The 21,268-nt window shown below is 65.7% G+C and carries 18 protein-coding genes, 1 tRNA gene and 1 other RNA gene; all 20 read right to left on the bottom strand.

The features are described 5' to 3' along the window. The coding region (locus tag JW876_06905) for a bifunctional (p)ppGpp synthetase/guanosine-3',5'-bis(diphosphate) 3'-pyrophosphohydrolase (protein MBN1885230.1) at positions 1-1,143 on the bottom strand (1,143 nt) is incomplete at its 3' end. A gap of 18 nt (positions 1,144-1,161) precedes the next feature. Next, complete coding sequence (gene recJ / locus JW876_06900) at positions 1,162-2,877, bottom strand: single-stranded-DNA-specific exonuclease RecJ (protein ID MBN1885229.1); 1,716 nt, start codon at positions 2,875-2,877, stop codon at positions 1,162-1,164. Positions 2,878-2,909: 32 nt separating this feature from the next. Further along, positions 2,910-3,263: RNase P RNA component class A (gene rnpB, locus JW876_06895), an RNA gene on the bottom strand. A gap of 95 nt (positions 3,264-3,358) precedes the next feature. Next, positions 3,359-3,997, bottom strand: coding sequence for a ribonuclease HI family protein (locus JW876_06890; protein MBN1885228.1), 639 nt, complete (start codon positions 3,995-3,997; stop codon positions 3,359-3,361). 19 nt (positions 3,998-4,016) lie between these two features. Then, on the bottom strand, positions 4,017-4,739 hold the full coding sequence (locus JW876_06885; GenBank protein ID MBN1885227.1) for a hypothetical protein: 723 nt from the start codon (positions 4,737-4,739) through the stop codon (positions 4,017-4,019). Between the two features lie 210 nt (positions 4,740-4,949). Then, a complete protein-coding gene (locus JW876_06880) occupies positions 4,950-6,065 on the bottom strand; it encodes a hypothetical protein (protein MBN1885226.1) in 1,116 nt (371 codons plus the stop codon). Between the two features lie 227 nt (positions 6,066-6,292). Beyond that, entirely contained in the window at positions 6,293-6,766 is a 474-nt protein-coding gene (locus JW876_06875; protein ID MBN1885225.1) for a GNAT family N-acetyltransferase, read from the bottom strand. A gap of 39 nt (positions 6,767-6,805) precedes the next feature. Then, positions 6,806-6,877: transfer RNA gene (locus tag JW876_06870), tRNA-Ile, on the bottom strand. Between the two features lie 61 nt (positions 6,878-6,938). Continuing rightward, complete coding sequence (rpoD, locus tag JW876_06865) at positions 6,939-8,690, bottom strand: RNA polymerase sigma factor RpoD (protein ID MBN1885224.1); 1,752 nt, start codon at positions 8,688-8,690, stop codon at positions 6,939-6,941. Beyond that, positions 8,677-10,476, bottom strand: coding sequence for a DNA primase (locus JW876_06860; GenBank protein ID MBN1885223.1), 1,800 nt, complete (start codon positions 10,474-10,476; stop codon positions 8,677-8,679). The genes rpoD and JW876_06860 overlap by 14 nt, the downstream gene beginning before the upstream one ends. A 5-nt stretch (positions 10,477-10,481) precedes the next feature. Next, complete coding sequence (locus JW876_06855) at positions 10,482-12,878, bottom strand: Smr/MutS family protein (protein MBN1885222.1); 2,397 nt, start codon at positions 12,876-12,878, stop codon at positions 10,482-10,484. Positions 12,879-12,900: 22 nt separating this feature from the next. Continuing rightward, the gene (locus tag JW876_06850; protein MBN1885221.1) at positions 12,901-13,485 is read right to left on the bottom strand and encodes a CvpA family protein; all 585 of its coding nucleotides are present in this window, start codon (positions 13,483-13,485) and stop codon (positions 12,901-12,903) included. 3 nt (positions 13,486-13,488) lie between these two features. After that, positions 13,489-13,950: a GatB/YqeY domain-containing protein gene (locus JW876_06845; protein ID MBN1885220.1), complete on the bottom strand. Its 462-nt coding sequence runs from the start codon at positions 13,948-13,950 to the stop codon at positions 13,489-13,491. Positions 13,951-14,057: 107 nt separating this feature from the next. Continuing rightward, complete coding sequence (locus JW876_06840) at positions 14,058-14,783, bottom strand: 16S rRNA (uracil(1498)-N(3))-methyltransferase (GenBank protein MBN1885219.1); 726 nt, start codon at positions 14,781-14,783, stop codon at positions 14,058-14,060. A 24-nt stretch (positions 14,784-14,807) separates the two neighbouring features. Continuing rightward, positions 14,808-15,941 carry a molecular chaperone DnaJ gene (gene dnaJ / locus JW876_06835; GenBank protein ID MBN1885218.1) on the bottom strand — a complete coding sequence of 378 codons (1,134 nt, stop codon included), beginning with the start codon at positions 15,939-15,941 and terminating at the stop codon, positions 14,808-14,810. Positions 15,942-15,990: 49 nt separating this feature from the next. Continuing rightward, complete coding sequence (gene dnaK, locus JW876_06830) at positions 15,991-17,823, bottom strand: molecular chaperone DnaK (GenBank protein ID MBN1885217.1); 1,833 nt, start codon at positions 17,821-17,823, stop codon at positions 15,991-15,993. Between the two features lie 37 nt (positions 17,824-17,860). Continuing rightward, positions 17,861-18,610 carry a nucleotide exchange factor GrpE gene (locus tag JW876_06825; GenBank protein MBN1885216.1) on the bottom strand — a complete coding sequence of 250 codons (750 nt, stop codon included), beginning with the start codon at positions 18,608-18,610 and terminating at the stop codon, positions 17,861-17,863. Between the two features lie 32 nt (positions 18,611-18,642). Further along, positions 18,643-19,665, bottom strand: coding sequence for a heat-inducible transcription repressor HrcA (gene hrcA / locus JW876_06820; protein MBN1885215.1), 1,023 nt, complete (start codon positions 19,663-19,665; stop codon positions 18,643-18,645). A gap of 151 nt (positions 19,666-19,816) precedes the next feature. Beyond that, positions 19,817-20,425, bottom strand: coding sequence for a signal peptidase I (gene lepB / locus JW876_06815; protein MBN1885214.1), 609 nt, complete (start codon positions 20,423-20,425; stop codon positions 19,817-19,819). Positions 20,426-20,543: 118 nt separating this feature from the next. Further along, entirely contained in the window at positions 20,544-21,179 is a 636-nt protein-coding gene (locus JW876_06810; protein ID MBN1885213.1) for a hypothetical protein, read from the bottom strand. Between the last annotated feature and the right edge of the window lie 89 nt (positions 21,180-21,268).

The following is a 21,268-nucleotide window of genomic DNA, read 5'->3' as shown; positions in this document are numbered from 1 at the left end:
GTTTGGATCGGAGATCTCGAGCTGGTCGCCGACCGCCCGGTTGAACAGCTCCGTCCATCGCTCCCAGCCGGGCATGGACGTATCCTTCTCCTTGTAGCGCCAGTGGGCCGCAAGCCCGTAGCGGGCGACGATATCCATCTCGCGCGTCCTGATCTGCATCTCGATCCGGCGCCCCTCGCCGTCGACGACGGTGGTGTGCAGCGACTGGTACATGTTGCCCTTGGGCGAGGCGATGAAATCGTGGAACCGGTCGTCCAGGGGCTGGTAGATCGCATGCACGATCTCGAGGGTGAGATAGCAATCGCTGATCGTCGGCACGATGATGCGTATCGCGAGGATATCGTCGATCCGGTCGAACCGCACCTGCTTGGAGACCATTTTCCGCCAGATGCTGTACACGTGCTTGACGCGGGAGGTGATGACCGCATCGATGCCGTGTTCACGGAGCCGCTCCTCGATCGGCCGCCTGAAGGCTTCGACGACCGCCGCCCCGTCCGCCGTCCTCTCGCGGACGAGTCCGCTGACGCGCGCGAAGGTCTCCGGCTCGAGGAAGCGGAAGGCGAGATCCTCGAGCTCGCTCCTGATCCGGGCGGCGCCCAGCCGATGCGCGAGCGGCGCGTAGATCTCCATCGTCTCCCTCGCGATCTCGAGGATCCGGTCCTGCGGCAGGTGTTCCAGCGTGCGCATGTTGTGCAGGCGATCGGCGAGCTTGATGAAGATGACGCGGACGTCGCGGGCCATCGAGACGAGCATCCGCCTGGCCGCCTCCGCCTGACGCTCCTCTGGTGAAGAGAAGCGGAGCCGTCCGATCTTGGTCATGCCGTCGACGAGGCCGGCGATCTCCGGACCGAACTCCTTCCCGATCTCGTCGAGGCCGATCTCGGTGTCCTCGACGACGTCGTGAAGCAGTCCCGCCGCGACGGTGCTCGAGTCGAGCCCCATCGTCGCGAGGATGCGCGCCACCTCGAGTCCGTGCGTGATGAAGGGAGCGCCCGAGAGGCGGCTCTGGCCCTCGTGCGCCCGGGCGGCGAAACGGTACGCCCGTTCGAGGGCCTCGCGTCCCTCGTCGTCGAGGCCGCGCACCGTCGAGACCGTCTCGTCGAAGAGACGGTCGAGCGTCTCCTGTTCGGCGGATCTCTTCACGGCGCCCCGCCTCCGTGCTCAAATCCGGACGGGATCCCCGGCCGTCCGTATGCCGGTGAGCTGCAGTTGCGGTTCCTCGCGGCCGTTGTAGACGTTCCGGCGAAGATGGGCGAGGACGTCGAGGCGGCTGCCGATGATCACGGCGGGACGCCATTCCCTGCCCATCGAGAACCCGATGAGATCCCCGGTCCGCCCCGACTCGTCCCGGGCGACGATCTTGAGGTGACCGTCGCCGACGATACGGCTTCCCGGCATGATCTGCAGCGGGCCGATGAGGAATACCGGCTCGTGGTTGCCCGGGCCGAAGGGCGCGAGGCGTTCGATGAAGGACGCGAGGGGAATCGTGCAGTCCTCCAGGGCGAGAGCCGCGTCCGCCCGGACGTGGTCATGTTCGATCGGATCCTCGAGGAGTTCCCCCACCGCCTCCTCGAAGAGCCGCTGGAAATCGGGGATGTCCTCCTCGCGAATGGAGAAGCCGCCCGCTTCCCGGTGGCCGCCGAATTCCATGAGTCGGTCGGCGCAGAGTTCGAGGGCCCGTTTGACGTTCACCAGGCCCGCCGAACGCACCGACCCCTTGCCGATCCCGCCGCGCACCGCGATCAAGGCGGCCGGGAGGTTGTAGCGTTCCGCGATCCTCGCCGCCCCTATCCCCACGACGCCCTCGTGCCACGAGGCGGAGGAGAATACGAGGGCGGACGGCTCGCTTCGCTTGAGCACGACATCGGCCAGGTAGCTCGCCTCCTCGGTCACCCGGCTGTCGTGAGCCCGCCTCTGGGTGTTCTTCGACTCCATCTCTTTCGCGATCGTCGCCGCCTCGTCGGCGTCCTCGGTGACGAGCAGCCGCACCACGTCCCGCGCGTTCCCCATCCGGCCGGGGGAGTTGAGCCGGGGAACGAGCGTGAAACAGAGGCGTCTCGCCGAGAACCGCTCTTTCGGCAACCCGCTTTCCGCGCGCAGCGCGGCCAGCCCCGGGCGCCGCCACTGCCGCAACACATCGAGACCGAGCGAGACGAGCGTCCTGCTTTCGTCTCTGAGGGGCACGTAATCGCCGAGTGTGCCGACGGCGACGAGATCGAGCAGTTGTTCGAGGGAGAGATCGACGTTCATCGTCTTCTCGAGGCCCTGCATGAGCTTGAAGGCGACGCCGACGCCGGCGAGTTCCGTGTAGGGGTACGTCTCGCCCGGCAGTTTCGGGTTGAGGAAGGCGAATGCCTCCGGGACACGCTCCCGCGTCTCGTGATGATCGGTGACGATCATGTCGACGCCCCGCTCGGCGAGCCAGGAGATCACGGCCCCGTCGCTCGAGCCGCAGTCGACCGAGACGACGAGACCGAGCCCGACGTCGACGCCGCGCTCCATCACCCGGCGGGCGAGACCGTAACCGTCGCGCGCGCGGTCGGGAACGAAGTAATGCGCGTCGGCACCGAGGCGCCGGAGGCTTTCGTAGACGAGGGCAGTCCCGCAGACGCCGTCCGCGTCGTAGTCGCCGTGCACGAGGATGCGCTCCCGGTCGGCGATCGCTCGTTGCAGCCGTCCCGCCGCGGTCGCCATCTCGCGGAATCTGAACGGATCGTGGAGCATCTCGATCGATGGCGACAGGAAGCGAGACGCCTCGTCGGGCTCCTCGATGCCGCGTGTGACGAGGAGCGAGGCTTCGAGCGGCGAGAAGGAGAGCGCCGCGGCGAGCCGAGCGACCGCATCCCGCCCCGGTTCGTCTACGAGCCATGTCGCCATGCGGGCGGTTCTCCGTTCCGGATGAGGGGAAAAGGCGGAGCGGACGTGTAAGCCGAGTTCTGTATCCCCCGGAGGGGCGGTGATCATTTCTCTGGGACCGCCGTTACCGACGGCCGCTATCGACCTACCCGGGAGTCGAGCGAAGCGGGCCGCTTCTCCTCCTCTATTTGGTCTTTCTCCGGGTGGGGTTTACCGAGCTGCCGCCGTCGCCGGCGACACTGGTGAGCTCTTACCTCACCGTTTCACCCTTACCCGCCGAAGCGGGCGGTTTGTTTTCTGTGGCACTTTCCCTGGGGTCGCCCCCGCTGGGTGTTACCCAGCACCCTGCCCTGTGGAGCTCGGACTTTCCTCGGACGACATGCGCCCGCGATCACCCTGTCCGCTCCGCCGCCTGTGACGGCAAGCGATTCCGTTCCAATATATCACAGCCCGGGGTATGCGCCAAGCGGGTTGTCGCCGGCAACGCGCCGGCCTGGATTGTTCAGGCCGGTTCCGCGGATGTCCCGTCTTCTCCGTCCTCGTCGAGCGCCTCGTTCGCGAGGAGGTCGGCCTCCCGGTTCTCCCGCCTCGGAACGTGCGTCCACGTGCACCGCTCGAAAAGGGCTGCCGCGGCCAGGACGCGGTCGGCGAGCTCGCGCAGGGCGTCGTTCCGGATGCGGTATTCCCCCCTGAGCTGTTTGACGACGAGTTCGCTGTCGAGAAGAAAGGCGAGCCGGCGGCCGCCGAGGGAACGCGCGAGCTCGAGCCCGTCGAGCACGGCCGTATATTCCGCGACGTTGTTCGTGGCCGTGCCGAGCCGGCGCGACACGCCGGCGAGACGTTCACCCGTGGGCAGGAACGCGATCGCCGCGGCGGAGGCCGGCCCGGGATTCCCGCGCGAGGCGCCGTCGGTCCTGATCACCAGGTCCGCGGCGCCGCCGGGTGGCAGCGGCGCGTTCTCCCCGCCCGATTCGCCGCGGCTCCCGGAGGGTTTCCCCGCGCGCCGCCGGCGCGTCCCCGTCTCCTCGCCGGCGATGCGCTCGAGGGCCCGGGCGGCGTCCTTCCCTGATCGGAAACCGCTCTCTTTCCAGAGCTCCCCGATCGTTTCTCCGCGCGCGAGCCCGCGCAGCAGCGCCTTCATGTCGCCCATCCGGCGCCCCCTACTCCGCGTTCTCGATTGACACGAGGATCCGTCCGCAGGCCTCGCAGGTGATGATCCGGTCGTTGCGCCGCACCTCGTGCGCCTTCTGGGGAGGCATGCGGGAAAAGCAGCCCTGGCAGACGTCGCCGACGAGGTTCGCGACGCCCGTGTCGCCCCTCCCGTCGAGTATCCGCCCGTAGAACCGCGAGACGCGGTCCGACAACCTCCCCGAGATCGCCGCCTTCTCCCGTTCGAGAACGGCGAGGCGGCTCGTGTTCTCCTCGAGCCGCTTCTCGAGCACGTCCCGCTCCTCGATGAGGGCGTCCTTCTCATCGTCGATCCTGCGCTGCGTCTCGCGCAGCAGATTGTTCTCGACGTCCATCGCCTCGTGTATCTCGAGGATGCGCGTCTCCGCCTCGTCTATCTTCCTGCTGAGGAATTCGATCTCGGAGAGGAGGGCCCGGAACTGCTTGTTGTCCTTGACCAGCCGCTTCTCCTCCTCGTGCTTCACGATCTTGCCCCTGAATCCCGCGATCCGCTCGTCGAGGCGGTCCTTCTCGGTGACCAGCTTCTTCAGGGCCCCCTTGCTCTTCTCGAACTGCGTCTCCATCTCGTCGACCAGCCTGTCGATCTGGTTGATGCGCGCCGGGGCCTCCTCGATCGAGCGTTTTCTCTCGACGATCTCGCGATCCTTCAACACGATGTCGATCAGAAGGCGGATATCCTCAATCGCAGTGTCCATCGTCTCACCGTCCCGTCATCACAAAGCAAAACGGGCTTCCCGTCATGGGAAGCCCGTTGGATCGTCACCCGGTCGTGTACCGGTCGCCGCCCGCGCAGCACTCGGTGCATCGAGTTCGCTGTCGGGGGCCCCATACCACGATTCCGTTCTCCTCTTCGTTCGTGAAGAGGGGAGCCTACGGGAAAACCGCCGTGAGGGTCAAGTGTTTTTTTAGTCGCCGGACCCCGTGAACGCGGCTTCCCCGTCGAGCAGCTCGCTTGCCCAGGGAGAGTAGTCGAAGAGGAACTCCCTGACCGACCAGCTCTCCCCCCCGTCGGTCGTCGAGAAGAGGACCGATCGGGCGGCGGTCACGCCGTCGATCGTCTCGATCCCCGCCCGTCCGACCACCCATCCGCGGTCGCAATCCAGGAAATGGAGGTTCCGGAGATCGATCGGGCCGTCGATGACCGGGGAGACGTCGACCCACGTCTCGCCGCCGTCGTTCGTGCGCAGGACGGTCCTGCCGCCGACGGCGAACCCGGCGTCCTGATCGAAGAAGAGGAATCGTCTCACGGTCGCTTCCGCGAGCTGCGTCCGCCAGGTCGCCCCCCCGTCGTCGGTCTTCATGACGACGCCGCCGCCGACCCACCCGGTGTCACGGTCGACGAAGCAGATGCTCAGAACGGCCCGGAGATCCGACGCGCGGGATCCCTCGATGCCGTTCCAGGTCATGCCGCCGTCCTCTGTTCGCCAGACGAGGTACGGATCGGTGTCCGTCCATCGGCTGCCGAGCAGATAGGCGATGCCGTCGTCGACCACCGACATGTCCCACGCCCCGCGCGTCGGCACGACCGGCAGCCAGTTGTTTTCCCAGATCCCACCGCCGTCGTTTGTCCGGAAGACACCGTAGTAGCCGAGGACGAAGCCGAGGTTCTCGTCGAGGAAACGGATGCGGTAGAGATCGGTGTCCGCCGGGTATCCCGAGAAAATCGCGCGTTCCCACGTCTCGCCACCGTCGACGCTCCGGTAGATGCGCCCCGACTCGCCCACCGCCCAGCCACGATCGGCGTCTATGAACTGGACGTTGTTGAGGTCGGACTCGCTCACGATCGAGGAAATCCAGCTTTCGCCGCCGTTCACGGTACGCATGATCGTCCCCTTCGCGCCGACGACCCAGCCGCGGGATTCGTCGAGAAAGAAGACATCCGAGGCGAAACAGACGAGATCGCCGATCTCCTCGCCGGCGGGCACTGGCGCGACGGAACGGTCGTCCGAACACGAATGGACCTCGAAATAGACGATGAATACGATGAGAAGCGCCAGCAGAATACTCCTCTTGAGTCGCATTTTCTCTCCCGCCGTTGCAATCCCGGAACGAGCGGCGATCGTCCCGCCGCGGTCTCTCCGTCCGGATGAAACATAACCTGCATGAATGACATCATGTTGCGCGGCCGACGGCCGACGCGGTTGCTTTCTCGCCGCCGGGCCGCGGAACAACGGGAAACGATACGCAAACATCGCGCCCGTTCGTCGCCTCGGGAAAGGATCGCCGAGGCGCGTCATCGTCTCCGCGGTCACTTCGGCAGGAGCTCGCATTCGAAGAACCTGGCGTCGTGGAGCGGGTTGAAGCGGTAGGCGCCGGTCTCGACGAATCCGAGAGAACGGTAGAGCGCGTTCGCCTCGGGCATCGACTCCACCGTGTCGAGCTTCATCGTCCGGTAGCCGAGTTCCCGCCCTTCGGCGACGGCGGCCGCGGCAAGCGCACGCCCGATTCCCTGCCCTCTCGACGCCGGTCGGACGTACAGCCGTTTCATCTCGCACGTCGCGGGATCGATGCGCCTGAGAGCGACGCACCCCGCGGCCTCGTTTTCCATTTCGGCGAGAAAAAGAACGCCGCCCGGGGGAGCATATTCTCCCGGCAGCAGATCGAGCTCGCGTTCGAAGTCCTGGAATTCGAGCGAGAATCCGAGCGAGCCGGCATACTCCCGGAAAAGCGAGCGGGCCGCCTCGATCCGTTCGGGGGTGTCGGCGTGCAGGATGACGGTCATGCGCGAAGTCACGCCCCGGGCTGGCCGGGGAAAGGAAAATGGGCCCAGCAGGATTCGAACCTGCGACCGACCGGTTATGAGCCGGGAGCTCTACCGCTGAGCTATGGGCCCGTACGCGAAGCCGCGACGGCACTCTACCACGTCGCCCCGGGGCCGACAACGATCTTCACGGCTAGACGTCTATGTAGCCCTTGAGCTTCCTGCTCCGGCTCGGATGCATGAGCTTGCGGAGCGCCTTCGCCTCTATCTGGCGGACACGCTCGCGGGTGACCTTGAAGATCGTCCCGACTTCCTCGAGGGTCCGGGGGGTTCCGTCACCGAGTCCGAACCGCAGCCGGACGACCTTTTCCTCGCGAGGGGTGAGGGTGGCGAGAACCTTGGCGACCTGGTCCTTGAGCATCGAGTGGGCCGCCGTCTGGTCGGGACTCGACGCGGTGGTGTCCTCGATGAAATCGCTGAGATTGCTGTCGTCGTCCTCGCCGATCGGCCGGTCGAGCGAGATCGGCTCCATGCTCGCCTTCATGACGCTCTTGACCTTCCCGACGGGGTAATCGAGATGCCGTGCGACTTCCTCGGGAGTGGGTTCGCGGCCGAGTTCCTGTATGAGCTTGCGCTGGGTCCTTGAGACCTTGTTGATCGCCTCGATCATGTGCACGGGGACGCGGATCGTCCGCGCCTGGTCGGCGATCGCCCGCGTGATCGCCTGCCGTATCCACCAGGTCGCGTACGTGCTGAACTTGTAGCCCTTCCGGTAATCGAACTTGTCGACGGCGCGCATCAGCCCGCTGTTCCCCTCCTGGATGAGGTCGAGAAACTCGAGCCCGCGGTTGGTGTATCTCTTCGCGATCGAGATGACGAGTCGCACGTTCGCCTCGATCATCTCCTGCTTCGCCCGCTCCGCCTTGCGCTCACCGTGCCTGATATCGCTGACGATCCGCCTGAGGTTCTCGTACTCGACGCTCTCGTGGAGCTCGATCCTGCGGCACTCCTTGTCGATCTCCCTGATCTTGCCGGCGAAATCCTTCAGGTTGTCGAGGGACCACTTGCATTCCTTCCTGATCCTCGTCTTCTCCTTCGACGAGCGGCCGGAGAGAATCTTGACGGCGTGATCGATCTCCTCCTCGGTCATCCCGGCGAACTTCTCGAACTCGGTCGCCTGTTTCTTGTGGCGTTCGAGACGCCCGAGGATCTCCTTGATCTTGTCGACGAGCGCGTCGCGCTGCGAGGGATGGAGCTTGATCTTCCGGCTCTCCTCCTGGAGCTTGCGCGTCTTTGCCTCGAGATCCTTTTTGACCTCGGCTGCCGCCTTCTTGCTGATCCGCTTGCCGAGACGCGCACGGAGAGCCGCCGTCTCCTCGCGAAGCTCGATGATCTTCTTCAAGACGCCGATGTACCGCTTCTGCTCCTTCTTTCCCGAGTAATGGGGATGCAGCCCCCCCGTTTCGAGCTGCAGGACGTCCTCGAGCCGGGCCTGCTCGCTCTCGAGTTCGGAGACGAAGCGTTTCAGCTCCTCGGTGGTCACCTGGAGCGAGAAGAGCGCGTTGGTGATCATCATGTGCCCCGACTCGATCCGCTTGGCGATCTCGATCTCGCCCTCGCGGTCGAGGAGGGGAACCTTCCCCATCTCGCGGAGATACATGCGAACGGGATCGTCGTAGCGAATCCCCGTGGAGAGCATCTCCTCGGATTTCTTCGCCTCCTTCTGCTCCCGTTTGCGCCTCGCGTCCATCTTCATGCGGGCGATCTCGCCGGAGTCGAAGAACTCGATGCGCTCGTCGCTCAGACGGTCGTATATCTCGACGATCTCCTCAGGGTCCATATCATCCCCGACGATGGCGTGGATCTCCTCGTTGAGGATGTATCCCTTCTCCTCGGATCGCTTCTTGATATCCAGGATGATTTCTTCGATTCTAGCGGGACCCATCAGTGCGACTCTCCTCCCTCGAACCGAGCTTCCCCAGCTCCTTCGCCACCGTGCGATAGGCTTCGGCGATCTGGAGCTGTTCCCGCCCGGCATCGTCGCCCGGCTCCCCGGCGAGTTCGTCGAGGCGCCGTTTCATCAACCTCATCTCGTCGCGCAACGCGGCCTTCCGCAGCCACAGGAGCGTGTCATCGAGCATCTTCCCGACCGGCCCCGGCGGCAGTTCCATCAAGGCGATCTCCGACGCCAATCTGGCCAGATCGGGGTCCTCGATCGTCCCGGGAAACGCGGAACCCGTAATATCAATATTGTTTTTCAGGGCCGCGTCAAGCGATTTAAAGTATTTGCGATACGCTTCCCCCTCGAGATCGCTCTCGTAGAGCGTCTCGACGATCCTCCGGGCGAATTCCCCGCGCTCGAGCCCCAGACGGAAGAGGTTCTTCTGAAATCCGAGGCGGGGGCTCTCCCGCTCGGCCGCCGGCGCCCGCGTTCCGTCTCCGGCCTTCCGCCTCGCGGCCTTCGGCAGCCCCGCGCGCAGCGTCTCGACCGGCACGTCGAACAGCTCGCCGATCTCCTGCAGGTAGAATTCCTTCCTGATGCGGTCCTCGGTCCGCGATACCGTCTCGAGAAGGTGTTTCACCACCTGGCTTCGACGATCGCCCGGGCGCGCGCCCCTCTCGGCCTCTTCCTTCAGGAATTGAAAATAATCGGGAGCAGCGCCCATCAACTCGCGTAGCGCGTCTGCTCCCTCTTTGCCCACGTACGAATCGGGATCCTCGCCGTCCGGCAGCACGACGATCCTCGTATCCATCCCGATCATCGTCAGTTGGTCGGCCGCCCTGACCGCGGCGCGGATGCCTGCCCGGTCCCCGTCATTGACAATATATACACGTTTGGCGTACCGTGCAAGAAGACGTGACTGATCAACCGTGAGAGCAGTGCCGCACACGGCGGCCACATTGCGTATTCCCTTCATCCACAACGTGAGAAAATCCAGATAACCCTCTACTATTATTGCCGATTTGGACTTGCGTATGTCGTCCTTCCCGTGCGCGAGACCGTAGAGCAACCGCCCCTTCGAATACAGCGGACTCTCCGTCGAGTTCAGGTATTTCGGCTCCGAACCGTCGAGAACGCGGCCGGCGAACCCGACCGTCCTCTTCGAGAGGGTCCGGATCGGAAAGATCACGCGGTTCCTGAAGTAGTCCCGGTACCCGCTCCCCCCGCGGCTCTTCATGACGAGATTGAGCTCGAGGAGAACGTCCCTGTCGAGCCCGGCGCCGGAGGCCTCGCGGTAGAGGTTCTCCCAGCCGGGGGGCGCGAAGCCGATCCCGAATTCCTCGATCGTTTCCCGGTCGAGCCCCCTGCGGTCGAGGTACTCGCGCGCCTCCGTGGCCGCCGGTGCGCCGAGAGACGAGCGAAAGAAGTTTTCGGCGAAGGTCATCGCCCCGTAATAGGGATCGAGCCGGCCTCCCGCCTCTCCGCCGTCGCGTCCGACGAACGCCCCGATATCGACGCCGAGCTCCTCGCCGAGCTTCTTCACCGCTTCGACGAATCCGATCCCCTCGTACTCCATGAGGAAGGAGAAGACGTTGCCGCCCTTTCCGCAACCGAAGCAGTGATAGATCTGCTTGTCGGGGGAGACCATGAAACTCGGCGTCTTCTCGCCGTGGAACGGACAAAGGGCCTTGTAGTTGCGCCCCGCGCGCTTGAGATCGAGCACGGCGCCGACCACATGGACGATGTCGCTGCGCTCCCTGATGTCGTTTATCACGCTTTCCGGTATCATCGCATCTACTTCAGTTTCACGACCGCGACACCGTCGCCGCCGAATGCCGGTTCGCCGGGATGGATGCCGGCGACGCGCGGATCGCCCCTGAGCGTGTCGTAGACCGCGCGCTTGAGAATGCCCCGCCCGATCCCGTGGATGATCGAGACCTCGCCGAGCCCCGCGAGAACGGCGCGGTCGATGAACGCGTCGACCTTCTCGAGCGCTTCGGCGCGCTCAAGACCCCGGATCATCAGTTCCGTCTCCACCGGCCCGTCCGGGCCGGCCGACCAGGAGACGGTGCCGCGCCGCCGGCCGGCCTGCGTTTCGGCGGGTCCCCGTTCGAGATCGCTCGCCTTCGTTTCTACGCGGATCCCGCCGTCGAGTTCCACGAGGACGCGGCCCCGGTCGGGCGCGGAGACGACCCGGCCCGTCTTGCCGATGGAGATGATGCCGACCGTCATCCCCTCGACCACTTCTCCGGGCGAGAGGGTCCCCCGCCGCTCGCGCGGACGCGTCCTGCCCTCGAAGGTTTTCCGGCGCTCGCCGATCCTCTCGCGCGTCCGGCGGATCACCGTCTTCTCCGCCCCCGATGAGCGGATCTCGCGCACGAGCCGCTCCATCTCGCGCCTCGTCCCGGAGACGATGTCGAGCGCTTCCCGCCTCGCTCGCTCCTCGAGCTCGCCCCGGTTCTTCTCGATGTCGTCGATGCGCTCGCGGTAGCGGTCGACGAGTTCCGTGAGAAGCCGCTTCTTCTCGAGAAGCTCCTTTCGTTCCTCGCCGATCACGCGCTCCATGCGCTCGAGGTCGGCCAGCAGCTCCTCGAGCCTGAGATTCTCCTCGGACATCCTTTTCTTCGCCGATTCGATGACATCGACGGGCAGCCCCATCCTGCCGGCCATCTCGATGCCCCACGAGCGTCCGGGCACGCCCATGCGGAACCTGAAGAGCGGCTCGAGGCGCTTGTCGTCGAATTCGAGCGAGGCGTTCGCCGCGCCGCCGGTCTCGTGCGCCCACCCCTTCAGGCGCCCGAGGTGGGTCGTGACGATCGTGCGCCCCGCGGCGTCGGCGAGGCGTTCGAGCATCGCCTCGGCGATGGCCCCCCCCTCCTCCGGATCCGTTCCGTCGCCGATCTCGTCGACGAGAACGAGATCGTCGCGGTCCGCCAGCTCGAGGATCCGCTTCATCCTCCCGATCCGGGAGGAGAAGGTGCTCAGGGACATCTCGATCGACTGGTCGTCCCCGATATCGACGAAGAGGTCGCGGTACCACGGCAAGATCGAGCCCTCGCGACATGGGAGTGGCAACCCGGCGCGGTCCATGAGCACGAGGAGTCCGACCGTCTTCAAGGCGACCGTCTTTCCGCCCGCGTTCGGCCCGGAGACGACGAGCACGCGCAGAGCCGCGTCGCAGCCGATCTCGAGCGGCGATACCCGCCGGTCGCCCCCCTCCAGGGAGAAGGCGCGCTCGAGGAGCGGATGCCTCGCCTCGAACAGCCGCATCTCCCCGTTTGCCGAATGGACCGGCTTCACGCATCGATATCGCCTGGCGAAGGCGGCTTTCGCCGAGAGGACATCGACCGTGCCGAGCATCTCCTGGTTAAAGAGAAGCTGCGTTCTCGCCTCCCTCACGAGGGACGTCAGCTCGCGGAGCACACGCTCGATCTCCCGCCGCTCCTCCTGCACGAGCGATTCGACCTGGTTGTTCTCCTCGACGAACGAGAGCGGCTCGATGTACAGGGAGGCGCCGCTGCCGCTCTCCTGGTGAACGATGCCCCTCACCCGCCCGGCCTCGGCGCGGGGCAGCGCCAGGACGTACCGGTCGCCGCGAAGGGTGACGAACTCCTCTCCCCTGCCCCGGCCGTGCTCGGCGACGACTCCGGCCGCGGCGCGTCGCAGCCGCGCCCGCAAGGCGACGGTGTCGCGCCGGATGCGCGCGAGATCGCGGCTCGCCGCGTCGAGCACCTCGAGATCCGGACCGATCGCCCGCTCGATACGGCGAACGATCTCCCGCTCGAAACGATACCGCTGCGCGAACGCATCGCCCGCGGGAAGCTCGGCCGCGTGCGCCGAGAGGAAATCCGCGACGGCGGCGGCCGTGCGCTCCCCCCGCGCCACGGAAACGAGCTCCTCGGCCCCGACGATCGTACCCGGGGCGACGATTCCCTCGAGAATCGGTCTCGTATCGCGCCAGCCGCCGATCGGCGCCGTCTCGCCCGCCTCGGCGAGCGCGGCGAAGGCGACGATCCCGTCCTGGCTTCGTTCGACCGCCTCGGGGGAATCGAGCGGAAGAGAGTTGCAGATCTCGTCCCGGCTCCGCTCGGCGACCGCGCCGGCCGCGACGACCTCGAGCAACTGCCCGAAGTCGAGTTTCCCCGCGGCGTGGCGGAATTCCGTCGGATCGAATGCGGGCGGTGTTTTCATCTCGTCACGTCCGTCCGGTGGGTCATCGGGCCGTCACCGGAAGATTCAATCCGCGCGTGGGCGGCCCGGGGCGCGCGATGGATCCGCCGCCGACCGCCTTCCGGAAATCGATCCGCGCCGGCGTCCGCGACATGACCGCGTCGAAGAGCACCGGCAGCACCGGATGAACGACCTGGACGACCGGGTCGGCCTCGATCTCGCTCCTGAAATCGTCGGGCAGGGGCAGCGGCAGGTCGAGCAGGACGACGAGAAGAAGGCTCGCCAGCAGCAATCCCTTCACGGCGCCCAGAAGGGCGCCGCCGGTCCGGTCGAGCCATCCGAGCATCGATATCCGCGCGATCTTCTGCAGCAGGACGCCGAGCAGGTGGAAGAGGAGGACGACGGCGGCGAACACGATCACCGCGGCCGCCACGCGCGCGATCGCGTTCGGCGCGCCGAACCTCGATTCGATCCACGTAACGATCACGTGCGCGAAGTAGACGGCGCAGATGAATGCGGCGACGATCCCGACGATCTGCAGCACCTGCCGGATCAATCCACGCCGGGCTCCCGAGATCGCCAGGATCGCGACGATGGCCGCGATCGAGACGTCGACGACCGTTTGCATGCGCTACCGGTCCCCGGAGAGCAGCTCGCCCACGATCACCCGGACGACGCCCCCGTCCGAGCGTCCCTTGAACTTCTTCATCAGCGGCCCCATGACGCGTCCCATGTCCTTCGGCGAGGAGGCGCCGATCTCCCCGATGATGCGCTTTGCCTCGGCCCGGATCTCCTCCTCGTCGGCCTGTTCGGGCAGGTAGCCCATGACGATGGCGAGCTCGGTGTTCGTCTCGAGGACGAGATCGTCCCGTCCGCCCTTCTCGAAACTGGCGATCGACTCGCGGCACCGCCGCGCGTAACTCGACAAAACCGCGATCTCCTGGTCGACGGAAAGAGCCTCCCGTTCCTCGAGCTCCGCGTTCTTGAGCGCGCTGATCAGCATCCGCAGGGCGCTGGTTCTCGCCTTGTCCCGCGCCTTGACGGCCGCCTTCAGATCCTCCTGGAGCCGGTGCGCGATGACGTTCGCTTCCATGAGATCCCCCTTGTCCGTGAATGAAGACGGATACCGGGCAGTATATCGCCGGCCGTCGCGGGTGTCAACGCCCGCCGGGCGGCCCTCCCGAACGACCCGCGAAACGGTCACCGCCAGGCGCAATGCATCAGGAAGAGCAGGCAGATCGCCGCCGTCTCGGCTCTCAGCACCGAGTCGCCGAGGGAAACGCGCAGCGCCCCGGCCTCGCGGAACAGGGTCTCCTCGGCCGGTTCGAATCCGCCCTCCGGCCCCACGATCCCGATCGCCGGGACGGCGATTCCCCCGGCAACCGCTTCAGACGGCGCGACGCCACCGGGCCCGGCGAGCAGGGCCGCGCCGTATTGGCCGACCTGCCCGGCAAGCTCCGCCGCGTCCGCGACCGGCGCCACGCCGGGCAGCCAGGCGCCCCCGGACTGTTTCAGCGCGGCGACGAGCTTCCTGCCGATTCGTTCGCGAACACGTGTTTCCTCCTTTTCCCCTCCCCGCCAGGCGACACGCGAGGCACGGTAGGGGACGATCCATCTCACGCCGATCTCGGCGCACTTCTCGACGGCGATCTCGAGACGGGACGTCCGGATCAGGGGGAGGGCGAGATCGACCGCCGGCGGGGCCGGAACCCGCTCGAACCGGGTCACGGACAGTTCCGTTCCGGTCCGGTCGATCAGATCGACGACGGCCTCGAAGAGGCCTCCACGGCCGTCGACGACGGCGACCTCGCTTCCCGGCCGGAGCCGGAGGACCCGGGCGAGGTGGCGATGCTCCTCGCCTTCGAGACGGAGGCGACCGGTGTCGGGAAGGGCTTCCGGCAGAAAGAAACGTCGTGTTCTGCTCATCGTGTCACGAAGGCCGTCGATCGTTCAGGGTTCGTAGATGCGCCGGCCGCATGTGGGCGGTTTGTCCCGGACGACCCGGTCGAGCTCCTCGAATGCGCTGCGCTCCTCGGCGCCGATCTTCTGGGGGGTCCAGGCGACGAGCCGGACGAGCTGGTCGCCCTTGCCGCGGGCGTGGAGCCGTCCGATCCCCTTGCCCTTGAGTCGAAGGATCTTGTGCGAGTGCGTGCCGGGCGGGATCGTGAGGACCGCCTTGCCGTCGAGCGTCGGGATCTCCACCTTCGCCCCGAGGGCGAGCTGCGCGAAGCTCACCGGCATGTCGCAGAGGATGTCGTACCCGTGCCGTTCGAAAACGTCGTCCTCGGTTTCCTGGATGAAGACGACCAGGTCTCCCGGCGGGCCGCCCCGGGGACCGACGTCGCCGAGCCCCTCGAGCGTCAGGTAGTTTCCCGTCGTGACGCCTGCCGGTATCTTCACCTCGACGCTCTTTCCCTTGCGGACACGCCCCTCGCCGAGACAGTCCGGGCAGGGATCCTTGATGACCGTGCCCTCGCCGTTGCAGGTGGGACATGCGGTGACGTTGACGACCTGGCCGAAGAGGGACCGGGCGATGCGTCGCTGCTCCCCCGAGCCGCCGCACGTGGGGCAGGTCTGCCGCCCCCCGGCGTCCCGGGCCCCGGAGCCGCCGCAACGCTCGCAGGCGACGAGCCGCTTGACCTTGATCTTCTTCGTGATCCCGCCGGCGACCTCCCGGAGATCGAGATCGAGTGTGATCTTCAGATCCTTGCCGCGGAAGACGCGCTGGCCGCGCCGCCGGCCGCCGCCCATGCCGCCGAGGAAATCCTCGAATCCGAGACCGCCGAAATCGCGCATGAAGGCCCGGAGCGCGTCGCTGATGTCGAACCCGCCCGAGAATCCGTACTGCTGCCCGGCGCCCGCCATGCCGGCATGGCCGAACTGGTCGTAGCGCGCCCGCTGTTCCTTGTCGCGGAGCACCTCGTAGGCTTCGGTGGCTTCCTTGAATTTCTCCTCGGCCGCCTTGTCGCCTGGATTCTTGTCCGGGTGGTACTTGAGCGCGAGCTTCCGATATGCCTTCTTGATCTCGTCGGTCGAGGCTTCCCGGCCTACGCCGAGAATCTCGTAATAATCCCGTTTCGCCATGCCCCGTCCCGCGTCATCGTCCTTCCGCCTCTCGGGATTGAGATATCGATCAGTCGTCCACGGCGAATTCGCCCATGGAGGAGGAATGATACATCAGTTCGGCGATCTTGTAAACCGCGGCCGACAGATTCCCGGTTGCCCGCCTGATCTCGACGAGATCGGCCGTCTCGTCGCGCATGAGCTCCTGCAACTCTTTGAGCGACAAGAGGATCGTTTCGCGGTCCTCGTCGGGGATGTTGCTGCCGTGTTCCTCGAGGGTCTGCTCGGTCGAATACACGAGCACCTCGGCCTCGTTTCGCACCTTCGCGGCGCTGCGCTTCCTGTCGTCCTCTACGGCGTTGTCCTCGGCCTCCTGCACCATGCGCTCGATCTCGTCCCGCGACAGGCCGCTCGACACCTTGACCTCGATCTTCTGCTCCTTGCCCGTGCCGAGATCCTTCGCCGAGACATGGACGATACCGTCCTCGTCGATGTCGAAGGCCACCTCGATCTGGGGAACGCCCCGGGGGGCCGGCGGCATGCCGACGAGATCGAACCTGGCGAGCGTCCGGTTGTCGCGGGCCATCTCCCGCTCCCCCTGGAGGACGTGGATGGAGACCGCCGGCTGGTTGTCCGTCGCGGTCGAGAAGATCTGGCTCCTGCGGCACGGAAGGGCCGAGTTCCGCTCGATCAGCCGGGTCATCAGGCCGCCGAGCGTCTCGATACCGAGCGAGAGCGGTGTGACGTCGAGAAGGACGATCTCGTCGACGTCCCCGGAAAGGACTCCGCCCTGGATCGCGGCCCCGAGCGCGACGACCTCGTCCGGATTGACGCCCTTGTGGGGTTCGCGCCGGAAGAACTCCTTGACGAACCGCCTCACGGCGGGCACGCGGGTCGATCCGCCGACCAGTATGACCTCGTCGATGTCCGTCACCGACAACCCGGCGTCCTCGATCGCCTGCCGGCAGGGAGCGACGGTCCGCTGGATAAGCGGATAAACCAGTTTCTCCATCTCGGACCTCGTGAGGACGAGATCGAGGTGCCGCGGGCCGTCGTCGTCGGCGAAGATGAACGGGAGATTGATGTTCGTCTCGTGCATCTGGCTCAATTCGCATTTCGCCTTCTCGGCCGCCTCGCGGATCCGCTGCATCGCCATCTTGTCGCCGGAGATGTCCTTCTTCTCGGTTTCCCGGAACCGTTCGACGATCCAGTTCATGATCGCGCGGTCGAAATCGTCGCCGCCGAGCATCGTGTCGCCGCTCGTCGACTTCACCTGGTAGACCCCCCCGCTCATCTCGAGTATCGAGATGTCGAAGGTGCCCCCGCCGAGGTCGTAGATCGCGATCTTGCCGCCGGCGTCCTTGTCGAGTCCGTAGGCCATCGCGGCCGCCGTCGGCTCGTTGACGATCCGCAGGACATCCAGGCCGGCGATCGTGCCGGCGTCCTTCGTCGCCTGCCGCTGGGCGTCGTTGAAATAGGCGGGGACGGTGATGACGGCGCGCTCGATCGGCTCGCCGAGATATTCCTCGGCGTTCTGCCTGATCGCCCGCAGGATCATCGCCGAGATCTCCTGCGGCCGGTAGCTCTTGTCCTTTATCTGGACGAGTATCTCGTCGTTCTTGCCATCCTTCACGCGGTAGGAGACGCCCCCGATCTCTCCGGTCGTCTCGGAGAAGCGCCGTCCCATGAAGCGCTTGATCGAGTGGATCGTGTCCTCGGGATTGGTGATCGCCTGCCGCTTGGCGAGTTCGCCGACAAGCCGTTCGTTGTTCTTCGCGAGCGCAACGACCGACGGCGTCGTCCGCCGCCCCTCGGCGTTGGGGATGATGGTCGGTTCGTTCCCCTCGATGACCGCCACGCAGGAATTCGTCGTGCCGAGATCGATGCCGATGACCTTGCCCATGGAAATCGTCCCCTTCGTGCTGAACGGGTTCAGGGGATCACGCCGTTTCCGGCTTCCGCGCGACGATGACGCGCGCGGGCCGCAACAGTTCCCCGCAGAACAGGTAACCCTTCTGTATCACATGGGCGACGTGTCCATCCGGGACCTCTTCCGTCGCCGTCTCCCCCATCGCCTCGTGGTACTGGGGGTCGAACACCCGGCCGGCCGTTTCGACCTCCGAGAGGCCGGTGCGGCGAAGGACATCGAGAAGGCCGTTGTAGATCAGCCTGACACCCGCTGTAAAGGTGTCCTCCTCGTCGGGTGCCGCCTCGAGCGCTCGATCGAAATCGTCGATCACACCCAGTATGTCCTTGATGAGCCCTGCGTTCGCCTGTTGCTGATGCAATTCCCATTCCCGGCGGGTCCGCTTCCGGTAGTTTTCGAATTCCGCGGCCATCCTCAGAAGCTTATCTTCTTTCTTCTCAACCTCCTGGCGTATCTCTTTCGCGTCCTTCTCGAGGGCCTGGAGCATCTCGTTCTTGTGCTGGATCAGATCGAGCAGCTCGGCCCGCCCTGCTTTTTTCACACGGCCGTGTCCGGATTCCTTCTCCGCGGCCCGGGAACCGTCCGCATGCGTCCGTTCCGCCTCTCCTCCGCCGTCGCCTCCGCCGCCGGCCGGCGTCGTGTCGCCGTCTCTCTCCGCGGAGGCCCCGGTGGCCGCATCGCCGGCCAACGCATCGTCGCCGTCCCGTTCCTCCGGTGATCCCTCGCCGTCGATGATCCACTCATGTTTCTCTTTGTCGGACACGGCTTCTATCCTTTCTGGTGTCGTGGACGCCCTCACGCAAGGCGATGCAGTTCGCCGCGGAGACGGTCGAGAAGCGCGAGCACGTGCGCGTAGCTCATCCTGGTCGGCCCGAGAACGCCGATCAGGCCGTCGAATTCCCCTGTGCGGAACCGGCGCGTGACGACGGAGAAATCGTCGAGCCCGTCCTGTCCGTTCTCGTGGCCGATCGTGACCATCACCTCGTGGGCGAGGCGGTTGCGCATGAGGTCGATCATGAATCGGCGCTCCCCCATGAGACGAACGAGGGTGCGGAGAATCTGGGGATCGTGCAGCTCGGGCGGGTGCTCGGGCCGCTCGAGCCCCTTGAAGGAATAGGTGAGATCGAACGCCTGGTCGAAAAGCTCGTCCGAGCGGGCGAAGAGGACCCCGGCGATTTCCCGGTCCGCTCCCGCGCTGTCGCGGAGGAGGTCGGCGATCCGCCGTGCCGCCGTGTCCAGCGAACAACCGGCTATGCGCTCGTTAATCATCTGCGCCGCCCGCTCGATGACCCAGGGGGAATGCCGCTTCGAGAAACGGACGAAGAGACGCCGCTCCCTGTCGGGGGCGAGCCGGAGCAGGACGAGCCCTCCCGGTCCGTCGAGCTGGACGATCCTGAGATGCTCGACGACGTTCCCGTGCGGGAAGATGCCGAGAATGATCCCCATGTAGCTCGTGAGGTCGCCGAGAAGAACGGAGGTCCGGGTGAGAACGTCCTTGACGTCGCAGCAGTCCTGGCCGATCCGTCGCCTGATCTCGGCGATGACCTTCCGGGTCAGCGGCGCATATCGGTCGAGGCCGTCGACGTAGAGCCGATAGCCCGTATCGCTCGGTACGCGCCCCGCCGAGACATGCGGCTTCAGCAGGAATCCCTTCCGTTCCAGCTCGTACAGGGATTTCCGTATCTTGGCCGTGCTGACGCCGAGGCCGTAGACGTCCCGGAGCATCCGCGAGGAGACGGGGCGGCCCGTCTCGATGTAGAGATCGACCGTCTGCTTGAGCAGTTCGAGCTCGTACGTTGTGAGGACGACCGGCGCCATGGCGTGGCACTCTCCTGGAGCGAGTGATTTTCCAGATGAAATGTAGAGGTTCGCCGACCGATTGTCAAGTGGCGCCGCCGCATCGCGGCGGCCGTGCCCGATCCACATCTTCCGCTATCACATGGATTTGCGCGATGCGCAGGTTCGAAAGTCACCGTATGATGCGTCCGATCCTGCCGAAACGGACCCAGTGCCGGTTGTAATCGATCGAGAAGTAGAGGAACATCGCCTTGCCGCGGAGGTTCTTCATGTCGAGCGGTCCCCAGAAACGGGAATCGTATGAGTTGTCCCGGTTGTCGCCCATCACGAAGACATGCCCTTCGGGAACCGTGTATTTCTTGTAATCCCGCCGCGGGCGCGTTCCCTCGATGAACTTGGCGTACGCCTCGTCTTGTTCGACGCCGTCGACGAAGAGCTTCTTCTCCCGGACCTCGACCGTCTGCCCCGCCACGGCCACGCACCGCTTGATGTAGTCGGTTCTGCCGTCCCCGGGAAACTTGAAGATGACGATGTCTCCGGGTCGCGGATCGCGGACCGCGGGAAGGCGCCAGTCGACGAACGGCACCTTGGCGCCGAAGATGAACTTGTTGGCGAAGAGGAAATCCCCCTTGAGCAGCGTGTCCTCCATCGATTCCGAGGGGATGTGGTAGCTCTGTATGACGAACGCCCTGACGACCAGCGCGAGAAGAACGGCCGTAACGACGATCTCGACGTATTCGCGGAGTTTCGATTTCTTCGGGCGCTTCGACTCGTAGCTCATCCCGTCCTCCTGTGCGGTCCTTACGGTAATACGGCGGGGCTCGCCGGATGTTCCCGGAATAGTAATCCATCCGCCCGGCGAATGCAAACGATGCATCCGGACGGCGGTCGGTGGCGGGTCAGAATCGCATGCCGAGGGAGACAGCCGCTCCTTCCTCGCGCAACAGGGGGGCGATCTCGAAGGTCATGTCGTGGAGGTGGGCGTCGATGTAGGCGTCGAGGACGATCACGAGCATCGCTCCCGCCGACCACCACAGCCAGTCCGTCTTGCGCGCCTTGTATTCGCCGATCCAGAATTCGTAACTCTTGAGGCGCCGCGATGCGGCGAAGCCGCCGAGCGAATCCTGCGCGGCGATCCATCGGTCCCGCTCGAGGATCTCGCGTTCGGCCCGCCGGTGGTTGACGTAGACCTGCAGCAGGTAGAAGGTCTCCGCCCCCCCGGCGACGAGCGCCTTGAAGGGCTTCTCGTTGTAGATCTGCCCGAGACCGGGCACGAGAATCGCGCAGAGCATGGCGACCCGCGGATTCTTGTACGTCCGCCATGTCCTCTCCGCCGCCGGAACCTGCGCCGTCTCCTTCACGATCAGGCCCTTCAGCTCGCCCATGGAATCGATGCGCAGGCGATCCTCCCGCTGCAGCGTATCCTGCGCGGCCGACTCGGTCCAGACCGAGTCGCCGGGAAAGAAGACGGATGGACGGGAGGCCGCCGCGAGGGGACCGGCGGCGAGGACCGCCGCCGCGAGAAGCCAGATCACGGAAAGAAATGGCGGGAACGTGTGGGAATCGAACCCACCCCGGATGGTTTTAGCACCCGGCAGAAGGATTTGAAGTCCTCGGGGTCCAC

The sequence above is a fragment of the Candidatus Krumholzibacteriota bacterium genome (assembly GCA_016931295.1).
Lineage (GTDB): Bacteria > Krumholzibacteriota > Krumholzibacteriia > Krumholzibacteriales > Krumholzibacteriaceae > JAFGEZ01.
This window is presented reverse-complemented; position numbering and strand designations above follow the sequence as displayed.

Excerpts from the sequence above, each read along its gene's own strand:
- lepB (MBN1885214.1), bottom strand. The coding sequence starts at position 20,425 with ATGAGCTACGAGTCGAAGCGCCCGAAGAAATCGAAACTCCGCGAATAC.
- rpoD (MBN1885224.1), bottom strand. The coding sequence starts at position 8,690 with ATGGGTCCCGCTAGAATCGAAGAAATCATCCTGGATATCAAGAAGCGA.
- JW876_06875 (MBN1885225.1), bottom strand. The coding sequence starts at position 6,766 with ATGACCGTCATCCTGCACGCCGACACCCCCGAACGGATCGAGGCGGCC.
- JW876_06840 (MBN1885219.1), bottom strand. The coding sequence starts at position 14,783 with ATGAGCAGAACACGACGTTTCTTTCTGCCGGAAGCCCTTCCCGACACC.
- JW876_06885 (MBN1885227.1), bottom strand. The coding sequence starts at position 4,739 with ATGGACACTGCGATTGAGGATATCCGCCTTCTGATCGACATCGTGTTG.
- dnaJ (MBN1885218.1), bottom strand. The coding sequence starts at position 15,941 with ATGGCGAAACGGGATTATTACGAGATTCTCGGCGTAGGCCGGGAAGCC.
- dnaK (MBN1885217.1), bottom strand. The coding sequence starts at position 17,823 with ATGGGCAAGGTCATCGGCATCGATCTCGGCACGACGAATTCCTGCGTG.
- JW876_06860 (MBN1885223.1), bottom strand. The coding sequence starts at position 10,476 with ATGATACCGGAAAGCGTGATAAACGACATCAGGGAGCGCAGCGACATC.
- JW876_06855 (MBN1885222.1), bottom strand. The coding sequence starts at position 12,878 with ATGAAAACACCGCCCGCATTCGATCCGACGGAATTCCGCCACGCCGCG.
- JW876_06880 (MBN1885226.1), bottom strand. The coding sequence starts at position 6,065 with ATGCGACTCAAGAGGAGTATTCTGCTGGCGCTTCTCATCGTATTCATC.
- JW876_06845 (MBN1885220.1), bottom strand. The coding sequence starts at position 13,950 with ATGGAAGCGAACGTCATCGCGCACCGGCTCCAGGAGGATCTGAAGGCG.
- hrcA (MBN1885215.1), bottom strand. The coding sequence starts at position 19,665 with ATGGCGCCGGTCGTCCTCACAACGTACGAGCTCGAACTGCTCAAGCAG.
- JW876_06850 (MBN1885221.1), bottom strand. The coding sequence starts at position 13,485 with ATGCAAACGGTCGTCGACGTCTCGATCGCGGCCATCGTCGCGATCCTG.
- JW876_06890 (MBN1885228.1), bottom strand. The coding sequence starts at position 3,997 with ATGAAGGCGCTGCTGCGCGGGCTCGCGCGCGGAGAAACGATCGGGGAG.
- recJ (MBN1885229.1), bottom strand. The coding sequence starts at position 2,877 with ATGGCGACATGGCTCGTAGACGAACCGGGGCGGGATGCGGTCGCTCGG.